The 26,081-nt window shown below is 73.0% G+C and carries 26 protein-coding genes and 3 tRNA genes; 11 read left to right on the top strand and 18 right to left on the bottom strand.

What is annotated here, in order from left to right; all coding sequences use genetic code 11:
* Positions 1 to 35 precede the first annotated feature (35 nt).
* Both rpsF and QM788_RS04025 read right to left on the bottom strand, forming a co-directional pair.
* Positions 36 to 398: a 30S ribosomal protein S6 gene (gene rpsF / locus QM788_RS04030; protein WP_415660165.1), complete on the bottom strand. Its 363-nt coding sequence runs from the start codon at positions 396 to 398 to the stop codon at positions 36 to 38.
* A 135-nt stretch (positions 399 to 533) separates the two neighbouring features.
* Positions 534 to 2,600 (bottom strand): sodium:solute symporter family protein, encoded by a 2,067-nt coding sequence (locus QM788_RS04025; protein WP_415660318.1) that lies wholly within the window; start codon positions 2,598 to 2,600, stop codon positions 534 to 536.
* A 127-nt stretch (positions 2,601 to 2,727) separates the two neighbouring features.
* Between QM788_RS04025 and QM788_RS04020 the strand changes: the two genes are divergently transcribed.
* From QM788_RS04020 to QM788_RS03995, 6 genes are all read left to right on the top strand, one after another.
* Positions 2,728 to 2,802 (top strand) — tRNA-Arg (locus QM788_RS04020).
* Between the two features lie 107 nt (positions 2,803 to 2,909).
* Complete coding sequence (gene ssuE, locus QM788_RS04015) at positions 2,910 to 3,467, top strand: NADPH-dependent FMN reductase (protein ID WP_415660164.1); 558 nt, start codon at positions 2,910 to 2,912, stop codon at positions 3,465 to 3,467.
* A 128-nt stretch (positions 3,468 to 3,595) separates the two neighbouring features.
* Entirely contained in the window at positions 3,596 to 4,561 is a 966-nt protein-coding gene (locus QM788_RS04010) for a sulfonate ABC transporter substrate-binding protein (protein WP_415660163.1), read from the top strand.
* 61 nt (positions 4,562 to 4,622) lie between these two features.
* On the top strand, positions 4,623 to 5,795 hold the full coding sequence (ssuD, locus tag QM788_RS04005; RefSeq protein ID WP_415660162.1) for an FMNH2-dependent alkanesulfonate monooxygenase: 1,173 nt from the start codon (positions 4,623 to 4,625) through the stop codon (positions 5,793 to 5,795).
* A 10-nt stretch (positions 5,796 to 5,805) separates the two neighbouring features.
* Positions 5,806 to 6,570, top strand: a complete 765-nt coding sequence (gene ssuC / locus QM788_RS04000) for an aliphatic sulfonate ABC transporter permease SsuC (RefSeq protein WP_415660161.1) — start codon at positions 5,806 to 5,808, stop codon at positions 6,568 to 6,570.
* A 2-nt stretch (positions 6,571 to 6,572) separates the two neighbouring features.
* Positions 6,573 to 7,361, top strand: a complete 789-nt coding sequence (locus tag QM788_RS03995; RefSeq protein ID WP_415660160.1) for an ATP-binding cassette domain-containing protein — start codon at positions 6,573 to 6,575, stop codon at positions 7,359 to 7,361.
* Positions 7,362 to 7,379: 18 nt separating this feature from the next.
* Here QM788_RS03995 and QM788_RS03990 read toward each other — a convergent pair whose 3' ends face one another.
* Together QM788_RS03990 and QM788_RS03985 are read right to left on the bottom strand one after the other, a co-directional pair.
* A complete protein-coding gene (locus QM788_RS03990; protein WP_415660159.1) occupies positions 7,380 to 8,642 on the bottom strand; it encodes an ATP-binding protein in 1,263 nt (420 codons plus the stop codon).
* Entirely contained in the window at positions 8,635 to 9,309 is a 675-nt protein-coding gene (locus tag QM788_RS03985; RefSeq protein WP_415660158.1) for a response regulator transcription factor, read from the bottom strand. The genes QM788_RS03990 and QM788_RS03985 overlap by 8 nt, the downstream gene beginning before the upstream one ends.
* A gap of 64 nt (positions 9,310 to 9,373) precedes the next feature.
* On the opposite strand from QM788_RS03985, the gene QM788_RS03980 reads away from it, so the two are divergent.
* From QM788_RS03980 to QM788_RS03970, 3 genes are all read left to right on the top strand, one after another.
* A complete protein-coding gene (locus tag QM788_RS03980; protein WP_415660157.1) occupies positions 9,374 to 10,057 on the top strand; it encodes a phosphatase PAP2 family protein in 684 nt (227 codons plus the stop codon).
* Complete coding sequence (locus QM788_RS03975) at positions 10,054 to 10,410, top strand: thioredoxin family protein (protein ID WP_415660156.1); 357 nt, start codon at positions 10,054 to 10,056, stop codon at positions 10,408 to 10,410. Before QM788_RS03980 ends, QM788_RS03975 begins: the two co-directional genes overlap by 4 nt.
* Before the next feature lie 70 nt (positions 10,411 to 10,480).
* Positions 10,481 to 11,323: a hypothetical protein gene (locus QM788_RS03970; RefSeq protein WP_415660155.1), complete on the top strand. Its 843-nt coding sequence runs from the start codon at positions 10,481 to 10,483 to the stop codon at positions 11,321 to 11,323.
* Between the two features lie 98 nt (positions 11,324 to 11,421).
* Here QM788_RS03970 and QM788_RS03965 read toward each other — a convergent pair.
* The 14 genes from QM788_RS03965 to QM788_RS03900 all read right to left on the bottom strand — a co-directional run bounded on the left by QM788_RS03965 (position 11,422) and on the right by QM788_RS03900 (position 22,527).
* Positions 11,422 to 11,497: transfer RNA gene (locus QM788_RS03965), tRNA-Lys, on the bottom strand.
* A 73-nt stretch (positions 11,498 to 11,570) separates the two neighbouring features.
* Positions 11,571 to 11,646: transfer RNA gene (locus QM788_RS03960), tRNA-Lys, on the bottom strand.
* A 72-nt stretch (positions 11,647 to 11,718) separates the two neighbouring features.
* Complete coding sequence (locus tag QM788_RS03955; RefSeq protein ID WP_415660154.1) at positions 11,719 to 12,498, bottom strand: ThiF family adenylyltransferase; 780 nt, start codon at positions 12,496 to 12,498, stop codon at positions 11,719 to 11,721.
* 114 nt (positions 12,499 to 12,612) lie between these two features.
* Complete coding sequence (gene ybgF, locus QM788_RS03950) at positions 12,613 to 13,392, bottom strand: tol-pal system protein YbgF (protein WP_415660153.1); 780 nt, start codon at positions 13,390 to 13,392, stop codon at positions 12,613 to 12,615.
* Positions 13,393 to 13,397: 5 nt separating this feature from the next.
* The gene (gene pal, locus QM788_RS03945) at positions 13,398 to 13,934 is read right to left on the bottom strand and encodes a peptidoglycan-associated lipoprotein Pal (RefSeq protein WP_415660152.1); all 537 of its coding nucleotides are present in this window, start codon (positions 13,932 to 13,934) and stop codon (positions 13,398 to 13,400) included.
* 99 nt (positions 13,935 to 14,033) lie between these two features.
* Complete coding sequence (gene tolB / locus QM788_RS03940; protein ID WP_415660151.1) at positions 14,034 to 15,323, bottom strand: Tol-Pal system beta propeller repeat protein TolB; 1,290 nt, start codon at positions 15,321 to 15,323, stop codon at positions 14,034 to 14,036.
* Between the two features lie 61 nt (positions 15,324 to 15,384).
* Complete coding sequence (gene rng / locus QM788_RS03935; protein ID WP_415660150.1) at positions 15,385 to 16,881, bottom strand: ribonuclease G; 1,497 nt, start codon at positions 16,879 to 16,881, stop codon at positions 15,385 to 15,387.
* Between the two features lie 286 nt (positions 16,882 to 17,167).
* Complete coding sequence (locus QM788_RS03930) at positions 17,168 to 17,773, bottom strand: Maf family protein (protein WP_415660149.1); 606 nt, start codon at positions 17,771 to 17,773, stop codon at positions 17,168 to 17,170.
* Positions 17,770 to 18,237 (bottom strand): 23S rRNA (pseudouridine(1915)-N(3))-methyltransferase RlmH, encoded by a 468-nt coding sequence (gene rlmH, locus QM788_RS03925; protein ID WP_415660148.1) that lies wholly within the window; start codon positions 18,235 to 18,237, stop codon positions 17,770 to 17,772. The genes QM788_RS03930 and rlmH overlap by 4 nt, the downstream gene beginning before the upstream one ends.
* Positions 18,237 to 18,980, bottom strand: a complete 744-nt coding sequence (gene rsfS / locus QM788_RS03920) for a ribosome silencing factor (protein ID WP_415660147.1) — start codon at positions 18,978 to 18,980, stop codon at positions 18,237 to 18,239. Before rsfS ends, rlmH begins: the two co-directional genes overlap by 1 nt.
* A complete protein-coding gene (gene nadD, locus QM788_RS03915; protein ID WP_415660146.1) occupies positions 18,981 to 19,568 on the bottom strand; it encodes a nicotinate (nicotinamide) nucleotide adenylyltransferase in 588 nt (195 codons plus the stop codon).
* 15 nt (positions 19,569 to 19,583) lie between these two features.
* Positions 19,584 to 20,522 carry an oxygen-dependent coproporphyrinogen oxidase gene (gene hemF / locus QM788_RS03910; protein WP_415660145.1) on the bottom strand — a complete coding sequence of 313 codons (939 nt, stop codon included), beginning with the start codon at positions 20,520 to 20,522 and terminating at the stop codon, positions 19,584 to 19,586.
* Positions 20,519 to 21,805 carry a phosphoribosylamine--glycine ligase gene (purD, locus tag QM788_RS03905; protein WP_415660144.1) on the bottom strand — a complete coding sequence of 429 codons (1,287 nt, stop codon included), beginning with the start codon at positions 21,803 to 21,805 and terminating at the stop codon, positions 20,519 to 20,521. The genes hemF and purD overlap by 4 nt, the downstream gene beginning before the upstream one ends.
* On the bottom strand, positions 21,805 to 22,527 hold the full coding sequence (locus tag QM788_RS03900; RefSeq protein ID WP_415660143.1) for a YebC/PmpR family DNA-binding transcriptional regulator: 723 nt from the start codon (positions 22,525 to 22,527) through the stop codon (positions 21,805 to 21,807). Before QM788_RS03900 ends, purD begins: the two co-directional genes overlap by 1 nt.
* 172 nt (positions 22,528 to 22,699) lie before the next feature.
* On the opposite strand from QM788_RS03900, the gene QM788_RS03895 reads away from it, so the two are divergent.
* Together QM788_RS03895 and QM788_RS03890 are read left to right on the top strand one after the other, a co-directional pair.
* Complete coding sequence (locus tag QM788_RS03895) at positions 22,700 to 24,331, top strand: helicase HerA-like domain-containing protein (RefSeq protein WP_415660142.1); 1,632 nt, start codon at positions 22,700 to 22,702, stop codon at positions 24,329 to 24,331.
* Between the two features lie 73 nt (positions 24,332 to 24,404).
* Positions 24,405 to 25,967, top strand: coding sequence for a methyl-accepting chemotaxis protein (locus QM788_RS03890; protein WP_415660141.1), 1,563 nt, complete (start codon positions 24,405 to 24,407; stop codon positions 25,965 to 25,967).
* The last annotated feature ends 114 nt before the right edge of the window (positions 25,968 to 26,081 follow it).

Genomic DNA, 26,081 nt, shown 5'->3' with positions numbered 1-26,081 from the left:
CTCGAAAAGCCTGGTTCTCTAGCGATGGGCGGGGTTCAGGCCGCTTCCTGCTGCGGAGCCTTGCGGGCTTCCTCGCGCTCGACGGCCTTCATCATGACCGAAGGGGTCGTGATGGCCTTGTCCTGCACCACGGTGAGGTGGCGCAGCACGGCGTCGTTGAAGCGGAAGCCGGTCTCGAGCTCGCCCAGGACTTCCTTGCTGGCTTCGATGTTCAGGCACAGGTAGTGGGCCTTGCCGAGCTTCTGGATCTGGTAGGCCAGCTGGCGGCGGCCCCAGTCCTCGACCCGGTGCACGACACCGCCACCGGCGGTGACCAGGCCCTTGTAGCGCTCCAGCATGGCCGGAACCTGTTCGCTTTGATCCGGATGGATCAGCAGAACGATTTCGTAGTGACGCATGAATGCTCCTTGTGGATTCCAGCCCCTGCGGCATGCAGAAAGGCTGCGGAAGCCGGACTGCAGCGTCGACACGCAGCCCGGCAAGGGAATCGCGGATTCTATGCTCGATCCGCCGGCTTGCCAAATCCGGCGGGTTCAGCGGTCCGGCGGCATGCGCAGCAGCGCGACGAACTGCCGCTGGCGCGGGCCGGGCGGCGCGGTCGCCAGGCTCCCCAGCGCCAGCGCCAGCGCGCCGGCCGGCACGCCGAACAGGCCGGCGGACGCGGGCTGTATGCCCCACAGCAGCAAGGCCGGCCCGGGCAGGCCGGCCAGCGCGCGCAGCGCCGGGTGGGCGAGCACCAGGTAGACCAGGCAGACCAGCAGCCCGGTCGCCATGCCGGCCAGCGCCCCGGCGCGGTTGGCGCGGCGCCAGAACACGCCGGCCACCAGCGCCGGGAAGAAGGTGGAGCCGGCGATGGAGAACGCCGCCGTGACGACGGCCAGGATGTCCGTCGGCCGGCTGGACGCCACCGCCGCCGCCGCCAGCGCCGCGGCCAGCAGCAGCGCCTTGGACAGCGTCACCCGCCGCGTGCGCGAGGCCTCGGGGTTGATGGCCTTGTAGTACAGGTCGTGCGACAGCGCGCTGGAGATGGCCAGCAGCAGCCCGTCGGCGGTGGACAGCGCCGCCGCCAGCCCGCCGGCCGCCACCATGCCGGAGATGACGTAGGGCAGCCCGCCCAGCTCGGGCATGACCAGCATGACCAGGTCCGGGTGCAGCTGCAGCTCGCCCAGCTGCAGCCGGCCGTCGCCGTTCAGGTCCACCGCGGACAGCAGCCCCGGGTCCACGCGCTGCCACTGGCGGATCCAGGCCGGCAGCTGGTCGAACGGCGTGCCGACCAGGCCGTCGAACACCTCCGTCTTGACCATCACGGCCAGCGCCGGCGCGGTCAGGTAGAGCAGGCAGATGAACACCAGCGACCAGGCCACCGACTCGCGCGCGCCGCCGACGGTGGCCGTCGTGTAGTAGCGTGTCAGCAGGTGCGGCAGCCCGGCCGTGCCGACCATCAGGCACAGCACCAGCGCGATGAAGTTGCGCCGCGCCTGGCTGGCCTGCTCGCGCTCCGCCGGGCCGCCGTCGGGGTTGCCGGCGAAGGGCTGCGTGTGCGGCACCAGGCCCGACAGCGGCCGCGCCAGCAGCGCCTCGCCGGCCTGCTCGCGGCGCCAGCGCTCCTCGGCCTCGGCCGCCGTGCGCGGCAGCGCGGCGCGCAGCTTCTCGGCGGCCTGGATCTGCGCCAGCGGCGCATCCGCCGCCTTCAGCGCGGCGACGCGGGCCGCCGCCCGCGCCTGCTCGTCGGCCAGCGCCCGGGGCACGTCGGCCAGGCGCGCGGCGGCGGCATCGGCGCGCTGCTGGTGCAGCGCGCGCACCTGCAGCTCGGCCGGATCGTCGATCAGCTCGCGCTCGCGCTGCGCGATCTGCTGCAGCTGCTGGCCATAGACCAGCTGCGGCAGCGGCCAGCCGGTCTGCTTCACGCTCAGCCAGATCACCGGCACCAGGTAGGCCAGGATCATGATCAGGTACTGCGACACCTGCGTCCACGTGACGGCGCGCATGCCGCCGAGGAAGGAGCACACCAGCACGCCGCCCAGGCCGACGAACACGCCCACCTCGAAGCCCAGCCCGGTCAGCCGGGTCGTGATCAGCCCCACGCCGTAGATCTGCGCGACCAGGTAGACGAAGGACACGAGGATGGTCGCGCAGGCGCCCATCAGCCGCAGCGCGCGGCTCTCGTAGCGCTCGGCCAGGAAGTCGCCGATCGTGAACTGGCCGAAGCGGCGCAGGTAGGGCGCGATGCACAGCGCCACCAGCACGAAGCCGCCCGTCCAGCCCAGCACATAGGCCAGGCCCGCGTAGCCGCTGGCGTACAGCGTGCCCACCAGGCCGATGAAGCTGGCCGCGCTCATCCAGTCCGCCCCGGCGGCCATGCCGTTGTAGAGCGGCGGCACGCGGCGGCCGGCGACGAAGTACTCGGCCGGGTCGGTCGTGCGGCACAGGATGCCGATGGCCGCATACACCACCACCGTCGTGCCGAGGAAGGTGTAGCCGATCCAGGCCTTCGGCAGGCCGCGCTGCTCGGCCAGGCCGAGCGCGGCCACCAGCGCGGCGAAGCTCAGCGCGAACAGGGCATAGCTGCGGTGCAGGCGGGGGGCGGACACGGCCGCCATCATCGCCGGGCACCGGCCCGCCGCGTCACAGCGACAACCCCGAGCCCCCCGTCCCGCGCCGGGCCGGCCGCATGCCGCATGCCGCATGCGAGAATCCGCGCCCTCGCCGGGCCACCGGCCGGGCCAGCTCTCCGTAGTTCAATGGATAGAACGGCCGCCTCCTAAGCGGCAGATACAGGTTCGATTCCTGTCGGAGGGACCACCCCGCCCGCCCCGCGGCGGCGGCCGCATAAGCAACGCCGGTTTCCTTCGTTCACCGCGCGGGCCGCGGTCCCTATCGTGCAAGGCCTCGACACCTGCAGGCCCCCCATGCACATCACCAGCATCTCCGGCAGCCCCAGCGAGCGCTCGCGCTCCGCGTGGCTCACGCAGTTCGCGCTGACCCGCCTGGAAGGCGTGGCCCGCCGCAGCGACCACATCGCCGTGCGCGACCTCCCCGCCCCCGCGCTGCTGGCGGCCGACGCGCGGGACGCCGCCATCGCGCAGGCCGTGCAGGCCGTGACCGACGCGCAGCTCGTCATCGTCGGCACACCCATCTACCAGGCGGCGTACTCGGGGCTGCTGAAGGTCTTCCTGGACCTGCTGCCGGCCGGCGCGCTGCGCGGCAAGACGGTGCTGCCGCTGGCCACCGGCGGCAGCGCGGCACACCTGCTGGCGCTGGACTACGCGCTCAAGCCCGTGCTGTCGGCCCTCGGCGCGCGGCATGTGCTGGACGGCGTGTTCGCCACCGACGCGCAGCTGCAGCGCCACGAGGCCGGCGGCTACGTGCCCGAGCCCGAGCTGCTCGCGCGGCTGGACCGCGCGCTCGAACCCCTGGTGCCCGCCTCGCGGATGCGCCACGCGGCCGCGTCAGGCTGTCGCGGCTGACCGCCCGCCCCGTTTCTCCCCCCGCTGTCTCCTCGCCTCCCCTGTGGACCGGCGATTCCATCCCGGCGTTCCGGTGCGGATCGGGTGCGCCCGAACGCCGGGATCTTTTTCTTCGAAGGACACCTCCCATGACCCTCCGCTCCCTGCTGCGCTGGTCCGCGCCATTCGTCATCGCCGCCGCCAGCCTGCAGGCCGACGCGCAGACCGCCACGCTGCGCATCGGCTTCCAGAAATCCGCCAGCCTGCTGACGCTGCAGAAGTCCAGCGGCTCGCTGGAGAAGAAGCTCGGCCCGCTGGGCGTGGCCGTGAAGTGGGTGGAATTCCCCGCCGGCCCTCAGCTGCTGGAGGGCCTGAACGTCGGCGCGGTGGACGTGGGCTACGTCGGCGAGGCGCCGCCCATCTTCGCGCAGGCGGCCGGCGCCCGCTTCGTCTACATCGGCTTCGACCCCGCCGCGCCCGAGGCCGAGGCCATCGTCGTGCCCCGGGACTCGGCGCTCCGGTCCGTGGCCGACCTGAAGGGCCGCAAGGTCGCGCTGAACAAGGGCAGCAACGTCCACTACCTGCTCGTGAAGGCGCTGGCGCAGCAGGGCCTGAAGTACGGCGACATCCAGCCCGTCTACCTGCCGCCGGCCGACGCGCGCGCCGCCTTCGAGCGCGGCGCGGTGGACGCCTGGGTGATCTGGGACCCCTTCCTCGCCGCCGTCGAGAAGCAGAGCGGCGCCCGCGTGCTGCGGGACGGCCGCGGCCTCGTCAACAACTACGCCTACTACCTGGCCGAGCGCGGCTATGCCGAGCAGCACCCGCAGGTCATCCAGGCGCTGTTCGAGGACAGCCAGGCCCAGGCCGCCCGCGTGAAGGCCGACGTCAAGGCCGCCGCGGCCGCCGTCGCGCCGCTGCAGGGGCTGGCGCCCGACGTGGTGGAGAAGAGCCTCGCGCGCTACCAGTTCGGCGTGCAGCCGCTCACCGCAGCCGTGGCCGCCGAGCAGCAGAAGATCGCCGACGCCTTCCACGCGCTGGGCCTGATTCCCCGGCCGCTGCGCGTGGCCGACGCGCTGCCCGCCGCCACGCCCCGGCCCGCGGAGGCCGCGCGATGAGCGGGCCCGGCCTCCGCCCCCTCCGCGCCGCCGACGCGGCGCTCCCCGTGAAGGAACGCGCATGAAGATCTTCTGGTTCATCCCCACCCACGGCGACAGCCGCTACCTCGGCAGCGCGCGCGGCGCGCGCGTGGCCGACCACGCCTACTTCAAGCAGATCGCCATCGCCGCCGACAGCCTGGGCTACGAGGGCGTGCTGCTGCCCACCGGGCGCTCGTGCGAGGACTCGTGGATCGTCGCCGCCAGCCTCATCGACGCGACCCGGCGGCTCAAGTTCCTCGTCGCGCTGCGCCCCGGCTTCGTCGCGCCCACGCAGAGCGCGCGCATGGCCGCCACGCTGGACCGCCTGTCCGGCGGCCGGCTGCTGGTGAACCTGGTCACCGGCGGCGACGCCGACGAGCTGGCCGGCGACGGCCAGTTCCTCGGCCACACCGCGCGCTACGAGCAGTCGGCCGAGTTCATCCGCATCTGGCGCGAGCTGCTGGCCCGCTCGCACGACGGCCAGGCGCTGGACTTCGACGGCGAGCACCTGCGCGTGAAGGGCGGCCGGCTGCTCTACCCGCCGCTGCAGCGGCCGCACCCGCCGGTGTTCTTCGGCGGCTCCTCCGGCCCCGCCCACGAGCTGGCCGCCGCGCAGGTGGACACCTACCTCACCTGGGGCGAGCCGCCCACCGACGTGGCCGCCAAGCTGGCCGACGTGCGCGCGCGCGCCGCCGCCCGCGGCCGCACGCTGCAGTACGGCATCCGGCTGCACGTCATCGTCCGCGAGACGGAGGACGAGGCCTGGCGCGCCGCGGCCGAGCTGGTCTCGCAGCTGGACGAGGCCACCGTGGCCACCGCGCAGGCGCGCCTGCGCGGCATGGACTCGGTCGGCCAGCGCCGCATGGCCGAGCTGCACGGCGGCCGCTTCAACCCGGCCGACGTGCGCGACGGGCTGGAGATATCCCCCAACCTTTGGGCCGGCGTGGGCCTGGTGCGCGGCGGCGCGGGCACGGCGCTGGTCGGCAGCCCGCGGCAGGTGGCCGACCGCCTCCAGGAATACGCCGCGCTGGGCCTGGAGCACTTCATCCTCAGCGGCTACCCGCACCTGGAGGAGGCGCACCGCGTCGCCGAGCTGGTGTTCCCGCTGCTGCCGCTGGACCTGCGCGAGAAGCTGGCGGCGCCGGCGCTGACCGGGCCGTTCGGCGAGGTCGTCGCCAACGCCTACGCGCCGCCGGCTGCGGCCGCCCACTGAGCCGCGCGCCATGGCCCGACGCCTCCTCCCCTGGCTGCTGCCCGCGGCGCTGCTCGTCGCGTGGGAAATCGCCTCGCGCAGCGGCCTGCTGTCCGCGCGCATCCTGCCCGAGCCGGCCGCCGTGCTCGCGGCCTTCTGGCAGCTGCTGCGCTCCGGCGAGCTGGCGCAGCACGTGGGCGTGAGCGCCGCGCGCGCGTTCTCGGCGCTGGCCATCGGCGGCGGGCTGGGCCTGGGGCTGGGCCTGCTGACCGGCACCTGGCGCACCGCCGAGGCGCTGCTGGACACGACGCTGCAGATGCTGCGCAACATCCCGGCGCTGGCGCTGATCCCGCTGGTCATCCTGTGGTTCGGCATCGACGAGGCGGCCAAGCTGGTGCTGGTCGCAGTCGGCGTGTTCTTCCCGGTCTACCTGAACACCTTCCACGGCATCCGCAACGTGGACCCCGGCCTGATCGAGATGGCGCGCAGCTACGGGCTCGGCGGCTGGCGGCTGTACCGGCAGGTCATCCTGCCCGGAGCGCTGCCGTCCATCCTCGTCGGCCTGCGCTTCTCGCTGGGGCTGATGTGGGTGCTGCTGATCGTGGCCGAGACGCTGTCGGCCCAGGCCGGCATCGGCTACCTGACGATGAACGCCCGCGAGTTCCTGCAGACCGACATCGTGCTGGTGGGCATCCTGCTGTATGCGCTGCTGGGCAAGCTGGCCGACGTGGCGGCCCGCCGCCTGGAGCGCGCCTGGCTGCCCTGGCATGCGGGCTATGCCGCCGAAAGGAACTGAGCATGTGGCTGACCGAACTCGATGCCCCCGTGCGGCCGCGCGAGCCGGCCGGCGCCACGGCGCCGCGGCCGTCGCCCGGCCAGGGCCTGGCGCTGACGCTGCGCGGCGTCGCCAAATCCTTCGGCGCGCGCCACGTGCTGCAGGCGCTGGACCTGCAGGTCGCGCCGGGCGAGTTCGTCGCGCTGGTGGGGCGCAGCGGCTGCGGCAAGAGCACGCTGCTGCGCCTGATCGCCGGGCTGGAGGCGCCCAGCGCCGGCCACGTCGACGCCGGCCGCGCGGACGAGCGGCGGCTGATGTTCCAGGACGACCGCCTGCTGCCCTGGCAACGCGTGGCGGACAACGTGGCGCTGGGCCTGTCCGGCCGCGACGCGCAGGCCCGCGCGCTGGAGGCGCTGGCCCAGGTGGGACTGGCCGGCCGCGGCGGCGACTGGCCGGCCACGCTGTCCGGCGGCCAGCGCCAGCGCGTCGCGCTGGCCCGCGCGCTGGTGCACCGGCCGCGCCTGCTGCTGCTGGACGAGCCGCTGGGCGCGCTGGACGCGCTCACCCGGCTGGAGATGCACCGCCTCATCGAGCAGCTGTGGCGCCGCCACGGCTTCACGGCGCTGCTGGTCACGCACGACGTGGCCGAGGCCGTCGCGCTGGCCGACCGCGTGCTGCTGATCGACCGCGGCGGCATCGCGCTGGACGCCGCCGTGCCGCTGCCCCGGCCGCGCTCGCGCACCGCGCCGGGCTTCGCGGCGCTGGAGGAGCGGGTGCTGCGCCACATCGTCGGCGACGCGGCGCTCGCCTGACCCGCGCGCCGCGCGGGCTCAGGCCTGCAGCGTCAGCCTGACCGCGAAGCCCTGCGCGCTGGCCGGCAGCTCCAGCCCGCCGCCATGCGCCTCGGCGACGAGCTGCGCCAGCCGCAGGCCCAGGCCCTGGTCGGCCGAGCCCGAGGCCAGCCGCTGGCGCAGCGCCTGGCGTTCCGCGTCGCCGATGCCGCCGCCGTCGTCGGTCAGCAGCAGGCTGCCCGGCGCCGGCTGGCCCAGCCACAGCCGGGTGGCGCCATGGCGCTGCGCGTTGTCGATCAGGTTCAGCAGCGCGGCGGCCAGCAGCTCGGCGTCGGCGTCCAGCGGGCACGGCGGGCCGGCCTCCAGCACCAGCGCGCCCAGCGGCAGGCCGGCCAGCAGCGCGCGCGCCTCCAGCGGCACCCGGTGCAGCTCCGGCGCGCTGCGGAACAGCCGCAGCAGCGCCAGCAGCAGGTGCTGCAGGCGGCGGCTGGCCTCGCGCACGCGCTGCAGCCGCGGCTGGCCGGGCTGCTCCTTCAGCGCCACGGCCAGCTGCGCGTCGATGCCGGCCAGCGGCGTGCGCAGCAGGTGGGCCGACTGCGCCGCGAACTCCCGCTCGAAGTCCAGCCGCGCGCCGAGCCGCTCGCCGAGCTGGCGCAGCGCCTCGTGGATGGGTGCCAGCTCGCTGCGGCCGGGCGGCCCCATCTGCACGGCGAGCGCGCGCGGGTCGCTGCGGCCCGCGTCGAACCCCGCCAGCCGCTCGGCCAGCCGCTGCAGCGGCCGCAACTCCCGCTGCGAGCGCCAGGCCAGCAGCGGCAGCCCCAGCAAGGCCAGCGCCAGCGCCATCAGCAGCGCATCACGGCCCACCTCGATGCGCGCCTCCTGCCGCTCGGCGCGCGTCTGCGCCACCACCAGCAGCCCCCGGCCGCCGCTCAGCGGCAGGCCGTAGAGCCGCCAGTGCTCGCTGTTGGCGAAGCCCGGCGCGGGCGGCCGCCAGGCCTCGGGCTGCGCGCCCGGGCTGGCGCGCAGCAGCCGGCCGCCGGCGTCGAACCAAGCCCAGGCAAAGCGCAGCTCGTCGTCCGTGTCCGGCGGCGTCGGCTGCGGCGCCGCGCCGGCCGCCACCACCACGGGCGCCAGCTGCGCCGCGCTGGCCTGCAGGCCGTCGTCCAGCAGCTCGTCGACCTCGCCATCCACCGTCCACACCGCGGCGGCCGTGACGCCCAGCGCGATCAGCAGGCTGCCCAGGCCGGTCACCCACAGCAGCCGGCGCGCGATCGAGGCCAGCGGCCGGGCAGCCTCAGTCATCGGCGGCCTCGGCCTGCACGCGGTAGCCCATGCCGCGCCGAGACTCGATGGCGTCGCGCCCCAGCTTGCGGCGCAGGTTGGCCACGTGCACCTCCAGCGCATTGCTGGCCGCCGGCTCGCCGTCGAAGCCCAGCACCAGGCGCTCCAGCTGCTCCTTGCCGACCCAGCGGCCGGCGCGCAGGCCCAGTGCCTCCAGCACGGCCCATTCGCGTGCCGTCAGCTCCACCGGCGCGCCGCCCGCCCAGGCGCGCCGCCCGGCCAGGTCCACGCCCAGCCCGTGGCGCAGCCTCAGCAGCGGCGCACCGCCCTGCTGGCGGCGCAGCAGCGCGCGCAGCCGCGCGGCCAGCTCCTCCGGCGCGAAGGGCTTGACCATGTAGTCGTCCGCCCCGGCGTCCAGCCCCTCGATGCGGTCGGCCAGCTGGTCGCGCGCCGTCAGCAGCAGCGCCGGCGTCTGCCGGCCGGCGGCGCGCAGCTCGCCCAGCCAATGCCGGCCCGAGCCGTCGGGCAACTGCCAGTCCAGCAGCCAGGCGTCGAAGGGCTCGCCCAGCAGCGACGCGCGCGCGGCGGACAGGCTGCGGCACCAGTCCACCACATGGCCCTCGGCGGCCAGGAAATCGCGCAGGCCTTCGCCCAGGATGGGATCGTCTTCGAGCAGCAGCAGCCTCATGCGGCCACCGTAGCACGGACGCGCTTCAGCCCCGCTTCAGCCGCCCGCCCTGCAATCCCGGCCCATGCCGACCGTCGCCGCCCGCCACCACCGCCCCCTCGCCGCCCTCGCGCTGGGGCTGCTGATCGTGCTGGCCTGGGACGCCAGCGGCCTGGACCTGGCGCTGTCCCGCTGCTTCGGCGGCCCCGGCGGCTTCCCGGCCCGGGAGTCCTTCTGGGCAGGCGACCTGCTGCACAGCGGCCTGCGCCAGCTCTGGATCGCCACCTGGCTGGCGCTGGCCGTCGACGCCTGCCGCCGCCGGCCGGCGCTGCGCGGCCCGTCGCGCCACGAGCGGCGCCTGGCGCTGGCCGCCGGCCTGCTGGTGCTGCTGCTGGTGCCGGCGCTGAAGGCCTTCAGCCACAGCAGTTGCCCGTGGAGCCTGCAGGCCTTCGGCGGCGACTCGCCCTGGGTGTCGCACTGGGACTGGACGCTGCGCGACGGCGGGCCGGGCCACTGCTTCCCGTCGGGGCACACGGCCGGCGCCGCCGCGTTCAGCCCGTTCGCGTGGATCTGGGGGCGCCGCGCCGGCCTGCTGGTGGCGGCCAGCACCGGCCTGGCCGGCCTCGCGCAGTTGGCGCGCGGCGCCCACTTCCTCAGCCACACGCTGTGGGCCGCCTGGATCGGCGTGGCCATGGGCTGGCTGCTGCTGCAGCTGCTGATGCACCTGCGCCGGCGCGGCGTCCCGGCATGGCACCATGCCGGCCCATGACCCTGCACGTCGCCTGCCTCTGCGCCGCCTGGTGCCGCACCTGCGAGAGCTACCGGCCCGTCTTCGAAGCCGCCTGCGCCGAGCTGCCGCAGGCGGACCTGCATGTGCACTGGATCGACGTCGAGGACGAGTCCGAGCTCGTCGGCGACCTCGACATCGAGACCTTCCCGACGCTGCTGATCGCCGACGACGCCCAGGTGCGCTTCGCCGGCCCGCTGACGCCGCAGCCCGAGACGCTGCGCCGCGTGCTGCGCGCCCACCTGGCCGAAGCCGGCGCCGCCCCAGTGGACGCGGCCTGCGCGCTGCTGGCGCAGCGGCTGCGCGCAGGCGCCGGGCGCGAGCCCCCAAAGTGAAACCCCGCACGACTCGATGGCGCGGGCGCGGGACCGCACAATCGGCCCACAACTCGGCAGGACGGCAGGCATGAACCTCGGAGCGCGATCGACGGTATGGGCGGCAGCACTGCTGGCATGCCTGGCCGCGCAGGGCGCACGGGCCGGCTGCTCGCGGCCCATCGAGGTGCCGATGGCGCCGCTGGGCCCGACCATCGGCTTCGACGGCACGCGCGCCAGCGGCGCCTATCCCGCGCTGCTGCGCGAGGTGGGCGGCACGTCGGGCTGCGTGTTCCGCATCCAGCGCGTGCCACGGGCGCGGCTGCAGAAGATGTTCGAGTCCGGCAAGGCCGACCTGCTGCTGCCGGCGTCGCCGTCACCGTCCCGCGACAGGGACGGCGAGTTCATCCCGCTGGTGCTGGTGCGCGCCAACCTGCTGACGCTGGCAGAGCGCGGCAGCCCCGTGCCGCGCTCGCTCGCCGAACTGCTGGCCAGGCCGGGCTACAAGCTGGCGCTGGTGCGCGGCTTCAGCTTCGGCCCGACCTACGACCGGGCGATCGGCACGCTGCGCGCGCAGCACCGCGTCATCGAGGAAACCGACCCCGCCAGCGTGGCCCGCGCGCTGCAGCAGGGCCTGGCGCAGGCCACCATCATGCCGGCGTCCATCTTCTTCGGCACGCTCGCCAAGGACGCCCAGTTGGCGCCGCTCATCAAGCGCACGCGCGAGGAGCCGCTGGAGGAACTGGGCTGGTCGGAAAGCGGCGTCTACCTGTCCCGGCACGCGCTGACCGATGCCGACCGGCGCACGCTGCGCACGGCCTTCACGCAGGCCGCCCGGGCGGGACGCATGTGGCAGCTGTCCACCGACACCCACCCGCCCGGCAGCCTGAACAGCAGCGTCCGGCCGCTGCCGCCGACGCAGCCGGCGCCTTGAAGGCCCGCCCTTCAGACCGGCGCAGGCAACAAAAAACCCCTTGAGCGTTGATGTCCAAGGGGTTTTTTGCAGCTGCCGGACGCTGCCGGAAGCTAATTTGGTGGGCCCTGTAGGATTCGAACCTACGACCAACGGATTAAGAGTCCGCTGCTCTACCAACTGAGCTAAGAGCCCTGATTCAACCCGGCCGATGCCTTGCTGAGCCAATGATTGTAGCGCGATTCTGTTGAACCATCGCCAGAAATTCTGGTGGGATGTGCAGGATTCGAACCTGCGACCAACGGATTAAAAGTCCGCTGCTCTACCGACTGAGCTAACATCCCGCGTCAAGCAGAGCCTGCCATTATAGGCGAAATTTTACTGGCCCAGCAAGAATTTCTTGTCAGGCGGCGGCATCAGGCTGCGCGCGCCAGGTGCAGGCGCTGCAGCTCGGCGGCGGCGCACAGGCCGAAGGTGGCCGTGACGGCGACGCTGGAGCCGTAGCCATGGCAGTTCAGGCTGCCGTCCACCGGGTCGCAGGCCTCGCCCTCCCCGGGCTGCGGCAGGTGCACCGGCTCGCGCGAGTAGACGCAGGCGACGTCCATGCGCCCGCTGCGCGGCGCGCCGTGGTGCTTGCGCAGGCGCTGGCGCAGCGAGGCCAGCAGCGGGTCGTGCGTGGTGGCACCGAGGTCGTCGAGCTGCACGCGATGCGGCTCGCGCTTGCCGCCGGCGGCACCGACGGTGACGAAGGGCAGCCGCCGCTCGCGCGCCCAGGCGGCGAGCGCGGCCTTGGCGCGGACCTGGTCGCAGCAGTCGATCAGGCCGTCGAGCGTGGTGTCGCCGATCAGCGCCGGCCAGTTGCCGGGCTCGACGAAGTCCTCGATGACGCGCACCGCGCAGCCGGGGTGGATGTCGGCGATGCGCTGGCGCAGGGCTTCCGCCTTGGCCATGCCCACGGTCGATCCGAGCGCCTGGATCTGGCGGTTGATGTTGGATTCGGCGACCTGGTCGAGGTCGATCAGCGTCAGCCCGGCGGCGCCGCTGCGCGCGAGCGCCTCGACGGCCCAGGAGCCGACGCCGCCCAGGCCCACGACGGCGAAGCGCGCGGCCCGCAGGCGCCGGTAGGCGGCATCGCCATGCAGGCGGCGCAGGCCGCCGAAGCGGCGTTCCAGATCAGCCTCGTTGACGTCGATCATGCGTTTGATCCACCGACCTGATTGACCCCACGGCTGCTGCGGCACCGGCTTTGCCGGGCCGCTGGCAGGACCCCCTCGAGGGGGCCGGCGCAAACCGGTAGCGGGTGTGGGGGCCTATTTGAGGGCGCGCAGGCGTTCCTTGGCGGCTTGCGCGGCCTCGGTGCCGGGATAGGCCTTGATGAGGTCGTCAAGGCTGCGGCGCGCGGCCTTGTTGTCCTTCAGCTCGATCTGGCAGTTGGCCAGCGCCAGCAGGGCCTCGCCGGCGCGCGGGTGGGCGGCGTTGCCGGACAGGAAGGCCTTGAAGGTGGCGATGGCGTCGCGGTAGTCGCGCTTGCCGTACTGGGCGTTGCCGAGCCAGAAGCGCGCCGAGTCGGTGTAGCCGCTGGCGGGGTAGCGCTTGAGGAAGGCGTTCAGCGCGCTGACGGCCTCGGCGAAGTCGCCGCGCCGCACGAGGCCGATGGCGGCCTCGTACTGGTTGCGCTCGTCGGGGCCGACCTGGAACTCCCGGCCGTCCAGGCTGACCTTCTGCGGCTCCAGCGGCCGCAGTCGGGCGTCGACGGACTGGCTCTGGTCGGTCAGCTTGCGCTGGGTGTCGGCCAGGTCGCGGGCCAGCTGTTCGTTGCTGCCGCGCAGCTTGGCGACTTCGGCGCGCAGCGCCTCGATCTGGCTGTTCAGGTCCAGCATGCTGCGGCGCAGCGGCTGGAGCTGGTCCTGGATCAGCGCGTTGAGCTGGTCGAAGTTGCGCTTGGCGGCGTCTTCGTTGGCCTGCAGTTTGGTGCGCAGTTCGATGATGGCGCGGCGGGCCTCGTCGTCCTCGAACAGGCCCGCATGCGCGGGCTGCACGAAGGCGGCGCCCGCGGCGAGCGCCAGCAGCGTCAATCGCAGGGCGCGCATCACCTTCACTTGTCCTTGAGCTCGACGCGGCGGTTCTTGGCCCAGGCTTCCTCGCCGCTGCCTTGCACGGCGGGGCGCTCCTTGCCGAAGCTGACGGCCTCGACCTGCGCGGCGTCCACGCCCAGCAGCGTCAGCGACTTGGCGACGGCTTCCGCGCGGCGCTGACCCAGGGCCAGGTTGTACTCGCGGCCGCCGCGTTCGTCGGTGTGGCCTTCCAGGCTGAGGGCGAGCTTCTTGTCGTTGTTCAGGCGCTTGGCGTGCAGGTCGATGAGCGGGCGGTACTCTTCCTTGACGGTGTCGCTGTCGTAGTCGAAGTAGACGACGCGCTTGTCGCGCACCTGCTCGGTGTACTGCGCGTTCAGGTCGACGGTGGCGACCTTGGACTCGGCCACCGGGGCGGTGGTGTTCTGCGCCGGCGCGGCCGGCGGCGCGACGGGCTGGCGGGTTTCGACCGGCGCGGGCTCGTCCAGCTTGACGGTGGAACCGCAGCCGGCCAGGGCGGCGGCGGCGATCAGGGCGAGCGCATGATGGGTCAGCTTCATTCGGGTGTTCTCCACAACAACGGTCTGGGGGCGGGAATGGGGGCCCGCAGCCGGGGCGGCTGCGGGCGGGGATTGTCCAGCATGGCGCGGTGCGGCGCGTTACGGGCGTGCAAAAGGCCCCCAGGTGGGCTCGCGCACCTCGGCCAGCGTGACCAGCAGCGGGGTCTTGATGCGGCCGTCCAGTGTGGTCGTCATCAGCACCTCCTTCGAGCCGGCGCGGCTGGCATAGACGATCAGCCGGCCGTTGGGCGAGAAGGACGGGCTTTCGTCGTCGCGGGCGTCGCTGATCTGCTGCGACTGGCCGGTGACGAGGTCCATGACCGAGAGCCGGAAGGCGCCGTTCTGGCGCGTGATGTAGGCCAGCGTCTTGCCGTCGGGGCTGATGGCCGGGCTGATGTTGTAGTTGCCGCCGAAGGTGATGCGCTCGGCCGGGCCGCCGGCGGCGGGCATGCGGTAGACCTGCGGGCCGCCGCCGCGGTCGCTGACGAAGTAGATCCGGCTGCCGTCGGGCGAGTAGCAGGGCTCGGTGTCGATGGCGCTGCTGCGCGCGAGGCGGCTCAGGCCGGCGCCGTCGCGGCCGATGCTGAACAGCTGGGTGCCGCCGTCGCGCGACAGGCTGAGCGCCAGCTGCGAGCCGTCGGGCGACCACGCGGGCGCGCTGTTGCTGCCCTTGAAGTTGGCCAGCACGCGGCGCCGGCCGGTCTGCACGTCCTGCACGCGCACGGTGGCCTTGCGGCTCTCGAAGCTGACGTAGGCCAGTTCGCGGCCGTTGGGCGCCCAGGTGGGGGAGATGATGGGATCGGGGCTGGTCAGCGCGACCTTGGCGCCCTCGCCGTCCGCGTCGGCGATGACGAGGTTGTAGCGCGGGCCGGTCTTGGTGACGTAGGCCATGCGCGTGGCGAACACGCCGCGCTCGCCGGTGAGCTTCTGGTAGATGGTGTCGGCGATGCGGTGCGCCGCCAGGCGCGCGTCCTCGGGCAGCACGGCATGCGCCTCGCCGACGATCTCGGCGCCCTTGACGACGTCCCACAGCTTGAAGCGGATGTCCAGCCGGCCGTCGGCCAGCCGGCTGACGGAGCCGGCGGCGAGCGCGTCGGCGTGGCGGCCGCGCCAGTCGGCCCACACGGGCAGGCTGGTTTCGCTGAGCGGGCCCGGGGCGTCCACGCTGCTGAACTGGCCGCTGCGCTCCAGGTCGGCGCGGATGATGGCAGCGATGGGCTGGGGCGAGGCGGCCTGGTCGCGGAAGTCGACGATGGCCACCGGCATGCGGCTGCCGCCGACGCCGGCGATGTCGATGCGCATCTGCGCGAGCGCGGGGCCGGCGGCGAACGGGGCGCCGAGGGCGGCCAGGGCCGCGAGGCTGCGGCGGCGGGAAACGTTGTCGAGCATGGCGCGCGATTTTGCCGCAGGCGGCCGGGCCGGGCGTCGGACGGGGCCGCGTCCGGCGCGGCTACAGCAGCACGATGTCGTAGTGCTCGGTCTGGTTGGTGGGCTCGGCCGTCAGCGAGATGGGCTTGCCGATGAAGTCCGACAGGCCGGCGAGGTGGGCGCTCTCCTCGTCGAGCAGCATCTCGACGACGTTGGCCGCGGCGACGACGCGGAACTCGCGCGGCGAGAACTGGCGCGCCTCGCGCAGGATCTCGCGCAGGATGTCGTAGCAGACCGAGCGCGCCGTCTTCACCTGGCCGCGGCCCTCGCAGGTCGGGCAGGGCTCGCAGAGCATGCGCGCCAGCGACTCGCGGGTGCGCTTGCGCGTCATCTCGACCAGGCCCAGCTGCGTGAAGCCGCCCACCGTCACCTTGGTGCGGTCGCGGCCCAACTGCTTGCGGAACTCGGCCAGCACGGCGGCGCGGTGCTCCTCGCGCGTCATGTCGATGAAGTCGACGATGACGATGCCGCCCAGGTTGCGCAGGCGCAGCTGGCGGGCGATGGCGCCGGCCGCCTCCAGGTTGGTCTTGAAGATGGTGTCGTCGAAGTTCTTGGCGCCGACGAAGCCGCCGGTGTTGACGTCCACGGTGGTCATCGCCTCGGTCTGGTCGAACACCAGCGAGCCGCCGGACTTCAACTCCACCTTGCGCGCCAGCGCGCGGGCGATCTCGGCGTCGACGTTGCACAGGTCGAAGATCGGCCGCTCGCCGCGGTAGTGCTCCAGCTTGGCGGTGGCCGCGGGCATGAAGGTCTCGCCGAACTGGCGCAGCACCTCGTACTGCATGCCCGAGTCGATGCGGATGTGGCCGGTGCGCTCGTTGGTCAGGTCGCGCAGCACGCGCTCGACGAGGCTGAGGTCCTGGTGCAGCAGGCTGGCGGGCGGCGTGGTGAGCGCCTTCTCGCGGATCTGCTGCCAGGTCTTGCGCAGGTAGGCGATGTCGGCGGCCAGTTCCTCGTCGCTGGCGTCCTCCGCGTTGGTCCGCAGGATGAAGCCGCCGCCCCCGCCCTCGTCCTTGCTGCCCACCAGCGCCGCCATGCGCGCCCGCAGCGCCTCGCGCGTCTCGGGCGAGCCGATCTTCTGGCTGATGCCGATGTGCTCGTCCTGCGGCAGGTAGACCAGCATGCGCCCGGCGATGCTGATCTGGCTGGACAGCCGCGCGCCCTTGCTGCCGATGGGGTCCTTGATGACCTGCACGGTCAGCGGCTGGCCCTCGAACACCAGGCGCTCGATGGGCGTGGGCGGCACGTCGGCGCCGTGGGCGCCCTGCGCATGCCGGCCGTGGCCGAACTGCGAGGCGCCGTGCAGGTCCGCCACGTGCAGGAAGGCGGCGCGCTCCAGGCCGATGTCGATGAAGGCCGACTGCATGCCGGGCAGCACGCGCACCACCTTGCCGAGGTAGACGTTGCCGACCAGGCCCCGCTCCAGCGTGCGCTCGATGTGCAGCTCCTGCACCGCGCCGTTCTCGACCACGGCCACCCGCGTCTCCTGCGGGGACCAGTTGATCAGGATGTCTTCCATCGCCAGTCCTTGAACCTAAATCCGGCAGTTGGGCATGCCCGAGGGGCTGGCGAGGCGGGCCGCTGGCAAGGCGCGAAGACGCTGCGGGCTCATGCCCGCGAGGAGGAGCAACGCCGCCAGCGGCTCGCAGCGCCAGACCAGCGGGCATGCAGCGGTAGCCACCGAAGTGGTGATCTCCGCGTCGGCGACAAGGTGTTGAAACATCAGCGCTTTCGATGAATGGCAAGCGGTCAACTGCCGGATTTGGGTTGAATGCTGACCGCTGCGCGCGGCGGGCGCGCAGCGGTCAGAACTCGAAGCCGAATTTTTCCAAGAGCCCGGCCGTCTCAAAGAGGGGCAACCCCATGATGCCGGAGTAGCTGCCGGCGATGCTGGCGATCCACGCGGCGGCCTGGCTCTGGATGGCATAGGCGCCGGCCTTGCCGAAGGGCTCGCGGCTGGCGACGTAGCGGTCGATCTGCGCCGACGACAGCGGCGCGAACTCGACCTGCGACACGCTCAGCGCCGCCGCGCGCCGCGTGGCGTCGGCGACGGCCACCGCCGTGATGACGCGGTGCGCGCGGCCGGACAGCAGGCCCAGCATGCACCGCGCGTCGGCGTCGTCGGCCGGCTTGCCGAGGATGAGGCCGTCCACCGCCACCGTCGTGTCCGCGCACAGCACGGGCGCGGGCGGCAGGCCGCGTGCGGCCAGGCGGGGCAGCGCGGCGTCCAGCTTGGCGGCGGTCACGCGCTCGCAATAGACCTCGGGCGGCTCGCCGTCCCGCACGGCCTCCAGCGCTTCGGCGTCCTCGTCGGCGCCGGGCAGCAGCAGCGCATGGCGCACGCCCAGCTGGTCCAGCAGCTGGCGGCGGCGCGGGCTCTGGGAGGCAAGGTAGATCAGGCGCTCGGTCATTCGCGGTGGTAGGGGTGGCCGGTGGTCACGGTCCAGGCGCGGTACAGGGCTTCCGCCAGCAGCACGCGGGCGAAGGCGTGCGGCAGCGTCAGGTCGGACAGGCGCAGCGTCTCGTCGGCCGTGGCCTTGAGCTGCGGATGCAGGCCGTCCGGCCCGCCGATGAGGAGCGCCGCGTCGCGGCCCTCGCCCATCCAGAGCTTCAGGCGCTCGGCGAGCTGCACGCTGGTGCGGCGCTCGCCGCGCTCGTCCAGCACGATGCGGCGCACGCCTTTCGGCAAGGCTGCCTCGATGCGCTGGCCTTCAGCCGCCATCAGCTGCTCGGCCGACTTGCCGCCGCGCGCCTCGGCCTTGACGGCCTTCAGCTCCAGCCGCAGCTCGGGCGGGAAGCGCTTGGCGAAGTCCTCGTAGGCGGCATCGGCCCAGGCCGGCTGGCGCTGGCCGACGGCGACGAGCAGCAGCCGCATCAGGCCTTCTTCACGGCCGCCTTCTTCGGGGCAGGGCTCTTCGTGGCAGGACTTTTTGCGGCGGGACGCTTCGCGGCAGGCGCCTTGGCCACGGGTTTCCTGGCCGGCGCCGCCTTGGCCGCCGGCTTGGCCACCACCTTCTTCGCGGCCGGCTTGGCCGCACCCACCTTGATGGTCTGGGCGGCCGGCGTCTTGGCGCCGACGACGCGGCTCACGCCCTTCTTGGCCGGCGCGGCCTTCTTCGCGGCCGGCTTGGCGGCGGCCTTGGCCGCCGGTGCCGCCTTCTTCGCGGCCGGCGCCTTCTTCGCGCCCACCGGGCCGAGCGCGGACACGGCCTTCTTCCCGGCCGCCGGCTTGGCCGGCGCCTCCTCGGAGGCCTTCACCAGCCGGGTCTCGCCGCTGCCCACCTTGAGCTTGACCGGCTTGCCGCCCCAGATTTCCTCCAGGCGGTAGTAGTCGCGGATCGCGGGCTGCATCACGTGGACGACGGCGGCGCCGCAGTCCACGATGATCCACTCGCCGTTGTCCTCGCCCTCGGTGCGCATGACCTGCAGGCCGCGGCCCTTGACCGTCTCCCGCACGCTGGACGCCAGGGCCTTGGTCTGCCGGTTGCTGGTGCCCGACGCGATGATGACGCGCTCGAACAGCGGCGACAGATGCTCGGTGTTGAACACGACGATGTTCTGGGCCTTGACGTCCTCAAGGCCATCGACGATGGCCCGTTGCAGCTTGCGAATGTCCATTCAGGGCTTTTTCTCGTAAAGGCGGTGTGAGGCAATATAGCGCTCGACCTCGGTGCCCACCATGGGGCGGATGTCCTCGCCGCGGGCGACGGCGTCGCGCACGGCGGTGGAGGACAGCGGAATGTCGGGCAGCGCCAGCACCCGCAGCCGGTGCGGGCCCAGCCCGGGCGGCGCGGCTACGGCCTCGCCGGCGCGCGGCACCACCACCAGCGTGGCCAGCTCGATGACGCGCGCCACGCGGTGCCAGGTGGGCAGCCGCGCATATTGGTCCTGGCCGATCAGCAGCAGCAGCTCGGCGCCCGGATGCTCGGCGGCGAACTCCTGCAGCGTGTCCGCCGTGAAGCTGGGGCCGGCGCGGTGCAGCTCGCGCGCATCGACGGCGAAGCGCGGTTCGCCCGCGATCAGGCACTCGATCATCGCGGCGCGGTGCGCACCGTCGGCCAGCACCCGGCCGGCCTTCTGCCAGGGCTTGCCGGCCGGCAGCCAGAGCAGGCGGTCGGGCGCCAGCGCGTCCAGCGCGCAGCGGGCGAAGGCCAGGTGGCCGAGGTGGGGCGGATCGAAGCTGCCGCCGAAGAGTGCGAGCTTCAACCTAAATCCGGGGCGTCATAGCCACAGCGCCGTGGGCGCTTCGTCGGCCCAGTCGCGGGGGCGCAGGAAGTCGCTGTACAGCCGCGCCTCGGGCGTGCCGGGCTCGGGCACCCAGTCGTAGCGCCACTGCACCTGTGGCGGCATCGACATCAGGATGGACTCCGTGCGCCCGCCCGACTGCAGGCCGAAATGCGTGCCGCGGTCGAACACGAGGTTGAACTCGACGTAGCGGCCGCGCCGCAAGGCCTGGAAGTCGCGCTCGCGCTCGCCGTAGGCATAGCCCTGGCGGCGCTCGACGATCGGCAGGTAGGCCGGCAGGAAGGCATCGCCCACCGAGCGGATCAGCGCGAAGCCGGCATCGAAGCCGCCCTCGTTGAAGTCGTCGAAGAAGATGCCGCCGATGCCGCGCGGCTCGTTGCGGTGCTTCAGGAAGAAGTACTCGTCGCACCAGGCCTTGAACTTCGGGTAGTGCTGCCCGCCATGGGCGCGCAGCGCGTCGCGGCAGACGCGGTGGAAGTGCTGGGCGTCGCGCTCATAGCCATAGCAGGGCGTGAGGTCCATGCCGCCGCCGAACCAGGTCACGGCCGGCGCGCCGGCCGGCAGCGCGGCGAACAGGCGCACGTTCATGTGGACGGTCGGCACGAAGGGGTTGTGCGGGTGCAGCACCAGCGACACACCCATGGCCTCGAACGGCGCGCCGGCCAGCTCCGGGCGGTGCTGCGTGGCCGAGGGCGGCAGCACCCGGCCCTGGACGTGCGAGAAGTTGACGCCGCCGCGCTCGAACACCGAGCCGCCCTCGATGAGGCGGGTCAGGCCGTCGCCCTCCAGCCGGCCGCCGGGCTCGCGGGTCCAGGCGTCGCGCAGGAAGGGGTTGCCGTCCGCGGCCTCCAGCGCGGTGACGATGCGCTGCTGCAGGTCGAGCAGGTAGGCGCGGACCTCGGGCGCGGCGCTCACCGCTTGATGGCCCGGTGGCCGATGTCGCTGCGGCACTGCCGCCCGGCGAACTGGATGCCCGCGGCCAGTTCGTAGGCGCGCTGCGCTGCCTTGCGCGCGGACTCGCCCAGCGCCGTCACGCACAGCACGCGGCCGCCGCTGGTCGCCAGGCCGCCGTCGGCCTCGGCCGTGCCGGCGTGGAACACCATGCCGTCCTCCGCGTCGGCCGGCAGGCCCGTGATCGCGTCGCCCTTGCGCGGGTTCAGCGGGTAGCCCTCGGCCGCGAGCACGACGCCCAGCGCGACGCGCCGGTCCCACTGCAGCTCCACCTGGTCCAGCGTGCCGTCGGTGGCGTGCATCAGCAGCTCGAACAAATCGCTCTTGAGCCGCATCAGGATGGGCTGGGTCTCGGGGTCGCCCATGCGGGTGTTGAACTCCACCGTGCGCGGCTGGCCTTGCTCGTCGACCATCAGGCCGGCGTACAGGAAGCCGGTGAACGGGTGGCCGTCGCGGGCCATGCCGGCAATGGTGGGCTGGATGATCTCGTGCATGACCTTGGCATGCACGTTCGGCGTGACCACCGGCGCGGGCGAATAGGCGCCCATGCCGCCGGTGTTCGGGCCCTGGTCGCCGTCCAGCAGGCGCTTGTGGTCCTGGCTGGTGGCCAGCGACACGACGTGCCGGCCGTCGCAGACGACGATGAAGCTGGCCTCCTCGCCGGCCAGGAAGTCCTCGATGACGACGCGCGCGCCGCCTTCGTTGTGCGTGACGCCGAGCTTGTTGTCCTCCAGGATCCACGAGATCGCTTCGTGGGCCTCCGCCAGCGTCATCGCCACGACGACGCCCTTGCCCGCGGCCAGGCCGTCGGCCTTGATGACGATGGGCGCGCCGCGCCCTTCCACGTAGGCGTGGGCGGCGGCGGGGTCGGAGAAGGTCTCGTAGGCCGCGGTCGGGATGCCGTGGCGCTTCATGAAGTCCTTGGCGAAGGCCTTGGAGCTTTCAAGCTGGGCCGCCGCCTTCGTCGGGCCGAAGATGCGCAGCCCGCGCGCGCGGAACTCGTCCACCACGCCGGCCGCCAGCGCCGCCTCGGGGCCGACGACGGTCAGCGCGATCTTCTGCGCCGCCGCGAAGTCGGCCAGCGCGCCCGCGTCGGTGGGCGCAATGGCCACGTTCTGCAGCCGCTCGTCGCGCGCGGTGCCGCCGTTGCCGGGCGCCACGAACACCTGGCTGACGCGCTCGCTCCGGGCCAGCTTCCAGGCCAGCGCATGCTCGCGGCCGCCGTTGCCGATGACGAGGACCTTCATCAGTCGATTTCCGCGTTGTGGTAGACGGCCTGGACGTCGTCGAGATCCTCGATGACGTCCAGCAGCTTCTGCATGCGCTCGGCGTCCTCGCCGGACAGCGCGATGGTGTTCTCGGGGCGCATCGTCACCTCGGCCAGCTCGGGCACCAGGCCGGCGGCCTCCAGCGCGGCCTTGACGGCCTCGTAGTCGGCGGGCGAGGTCAGCACCTCGATGGCGCCGTCGTCGCCGGTGACCACGTCCTCGGCGCCGGCCTCCAGCGCCACCTCCATCACCCGGTCCTCCGACGTGCCCGGCGCGAACAGCATCTGGCCCACATGCTTGAACTGGAAGGCCACGGAGCCGTCCGTGCCCATGTTGCCGCCGTACTTGCTGAAGGCGTGGCGCACCTCGGCGACGGTGCGGACGCGGTTGTCCGTCATCGTGTCGATCATGATGGCGGCGCCGGCGATGCCATAGCCCTCGTAGCGGATTTCCTCGTAGCTCAGCCCGTCGAGGTTGCCGCTGGCCTTGTCGATGTTGTACTTGATGCGGTCGGCCGGCATGTTGGCGGCCTTGGCCTTGTCGACGGCCAGGCGCAGGCGCGGGTTGTCCTTGATGTCGGGCCCGCCCTGGCGCGCGGCGACCGTGATCTCACGGATGATGCGCGTCCAGATCTTGCCGCGCTTCTCGTCCTGGCGGCCTTTGCGGTGTTGGATGTTGGCCCATTTGGAATGTCCTGCCATATCGGGGAGCCCTGACGCCTAGCGTTTCTGAGAAAACCGGCATTTTACGAATCCTCACCGGCAGGGCGGCGGGCCACGGCCTGGGACGGCGCATTTCCGCACGGCGGCTGCGGCCGTCCAGCCCATAGACTCCCGCGCTCGACACGCTCCGCTGAACCAAGGACCCGCTGACATGGCCGATCCCATCCTGCTCGCCCGCCACGGCGACACCGAATGCCTGCTGCTGCCCGCGCTGGCCAACCGCCACGGCCTCGTCACCGGCGCCACCGGCACCGGCAAGACCATCACGCTGCAGAAGCTGGCCGAGAGCTTCAGCCAGCTCGGCGTGCCGGTCTTCATGGCCGACGTGAAGGGCGACCTGACCGGCATCAGCCAGCCCGGCAACCCCGGCGAGAAGCTGCTGGCCACGCTGAAGGACCGCGGCATCGCCCCCCCCGAGAAGCTGGCCTGCCCCACCACGCTGTGGGACGTGTTCGGCGAACAGGGCCACCCGGTGCGCGCCACCGTCTCCGACATGGGCCCGCTGCTGCTGGCCCGCATGCTGGCGCTCAACGAGACCCAGGCCGGCGTGCTGCAGATGGTGTTCAAGATCGCCGACGACCACGGCCTGCTGCTGCTGGACCTGAAGGACCTGCGCGCGATGCTGCAGCACGTGGGCGACAACGCCAGCCAGTTCACGACCCAATACGGCAACGTCTCGGCCGCGAGCATCGGCGCCATCCAGCGCGGCCTGCTGCAGATCGAGGCCCAGGGCGGCGACAAGTTCTTCGGCGAGCCGATGCTGAACATCGCCGACTTCATGCAGACGATGGACGAGGCCCCCACGTCGCCTGCGGCTCCAGCCCCCCAAGGGGACGCGTCCGCGCTCGGGAGCGGCCCAGCGCTGCGGACCGGCCTCGGCGTCATCAACGTGCTGGCCGCCGACAAGCTGATGAACGCGCCGCGACTGTACGCGACCTTTTTGCTGTGGATGCTGAGCGAGCTGTTCGAGACGCTGCCCGAGGTGGGCGACCTCGACAAGCCCAAGCTGGTGTTCTTCTTCGACGAGGCCCACCTGCTGTTCAAGGACGCGCCGGACGCGCTGGTCGAGCGCATCGAGCTGGTGGTGCGGCTGGTGCGCTCCAAGGGCGTGGGCGTGTATTTCGTCACGCAGAACCCGCTGGACATCCCCGACACCGTGCTCGGCCAGCTGGGCAACCGCGTGCAGCACGCGCTGCGCGCCTTCACGCCGCGCGACCAGAAGGCGGTCAAGAGCGCCGCCGACACGATGCGCGCCAAGCCGGGGCTGGACATCGCCACGGCGATCACCGAGCTGGCCGTCGGCGAGGCGCTGGTCAGCCTGCTCGACGAGAAGGGCCGGCCCAGCGTCACGGAGCGCGTGTTCGTGCTGCCGCCGGGCAGCCAGATCGGCCCGATCACGCCGGCGCAGCGCCAGGCGCTGATGGCCAACTCGCTGGTGGCCGGCGTCTACGACCAGCCGCTGGACCGCGAGTCCGCCTACGAGAAGCTGACCGGCCGGGCCGCCGCCGCGCCGGCGGGCGGCGGCGGGCTGGCGGCCGAGGCCGGCGGCGTGTTCAAGGGCGGCCCGGCCGCGCCGGCACCGGCGCCCGCGGACGGCGGCCTGCTGGACGGGCTGAAGGACGTGCTGTTCGGCACCACCGGCCCGCGCGGCGGGCGCCACCCGGGACTGGCCGAAAAAGCGGCCCAGTCCGCCGTGCGCAGCATGGGTTCGGCGTTCGGCCGCGAGATCATTCGTGGCGTATTGGGCAGCATCCTCGGCGGCGGGGGCTCGCGGCGGCGCTGACCCGTCGACGGCGCGAAACCGTTCATGCAGACTCGCGGCGCTCCGACAGGGAAGCGCCAGACGAGGAGACAGCATGAACGCCCTGAAACAGCTGCGCATCGGCCACCGGCTGGGCCTCGCCTTCGCGGCGGTGCTGGCGCTGATGCTGGCCGTGGCCGCCGTCGGCGTGTACGGCATCTACCGCGTGGCCGACGGGCTGGAGGCGGTCTACCGGGACCGCACCGTGCCGCTCGCCCAGCTGGGCGAGCTGAACAACCTGTCCACGCGCAACCGGCTCGTCATCGTCGAGATGCTGCGCGCGCCGGGCTTCGACGAGATCAAGCGGCGCAGCGACGAGCTGGACGCCAACCTCAAGCGCGGCCAGCAGCTGCTGGACGGCTACCTGGCCAGCAGGCTCACCGACGAGGAGCGGGCGCTGGCCGGGCGCTTCATCGCCGTGCGCAAGGCCTATGTCGACGACGGCCTGCTGCCGGTGGCCGCCGCGCTGTCCACCGGCGGCATGAGCACCGCGCTGCAGATCTACGAGGAGAAGACGCAGCCGCTGGCCACCCGGACCCGCGAGCTGGCCGACCAGCTCGTCAAGCTGCAGGTGGACGAGGCGGCCGCCGAGTACCAGCGCGGCCAGGCCACGCGCGCCACCGCCGTGATCGGCACGGCCGTGCTGACCGCCGTGGCGGTGCTGCTGGGCGCGGCGCTGGCCTGGCTGATCACACGCTCCATCACCGAGCCGGTGCGGCGCGCCGTCGGCGTCGCGCAGGCGGTGGCCGGCGGCGACCTCACCACCGCCATCGCCGCCGAGGGCCGCGACGAGATCGCCTCGCTGCTGGCGGCGCTGGGCCGCATGAACGACGGCCTGGTCACCCTCGTCGGCCAGGTGCGCGGCGGGGCGGACGCCATCCTCACCGGCGCGGGCGAGATCGCCAGCGGCAACGCCGACCTGTCGCAGCGCACCGAGCAGCAGGCCGCCAACCTGGAGGAGACCGCCGCGTCCATGGAGCAGATGAACGCCACCGTGCGCCAGAACGCGGACACCGCGCAGACGGCCACGCAGCTGGCCCAGTCCGCCAGCGGCGTGGCGGTGCGCGGCGGCGAGGTGGTGCGGCGCGTCATCGCGACGATGAGCGACATCAGCGGCAACTCGCGCAGGATCGCCGACATCATCGGCACCATCGACGGCATCGCCTTCCAGACCAACATCCTGGCGCTGAACGCCGCGGTGGAGGCGGCGCGGGCCGGCGAGCAGGGGCGCGGCTTCGCCGTCGTGGCCGGCGAGGTGCGGGCGCTGGCCCAGCGCAGCGCCCAGGCCGCGCGCGAGATCAAGGCGCTGATCGGCCAGAGCGTGGACGACGTGGACACCGGCTCGCGCCTGGTCGGCGAGGCCGGCGCGACGATGACCGAGATCGTGACCCAGGTGCGGCGCGTGGCCGACCTGATCGCCGAGATCGGCTCCGCCACGCAGGAGCAGACCAGCGGCATCGGCCAGGTCAGCGAGGCGGTGACGCAGCTGGACCGCGTGACGCAGCAGAACGCCGCGCTGGTGGAGCAGGCCGCCGCCGCCGCGGACAGCCTGCGCGGCCAGGCGCAGCGCATGAACGAGGTGGTAGGCGTGTTCAAGATCGCGGCCGGCGGCCACTGAGCAGGTGTGAACGCCGGCGGCGCCGCCATGCGCCCGTCCGTCGCCGGCCGCTGGCCCGGGCCGGCGCCGGGCATCATGCTGGCCCCATGAACGCCGCGCCGGGCCACCCCAAGC

The sequence above is a fragment of the Roseateles sp. genome (genome assembly GCF_047654785.1).
Lineage (GTDB): Bacteria > Pseudomonadota > Gammaproteobacteria > Burkholderiales > Burkholderiaceae_C > Pelomonas.
This window is presented reverse-complemented; position numbering and strand designations above follow the sequence as displayed.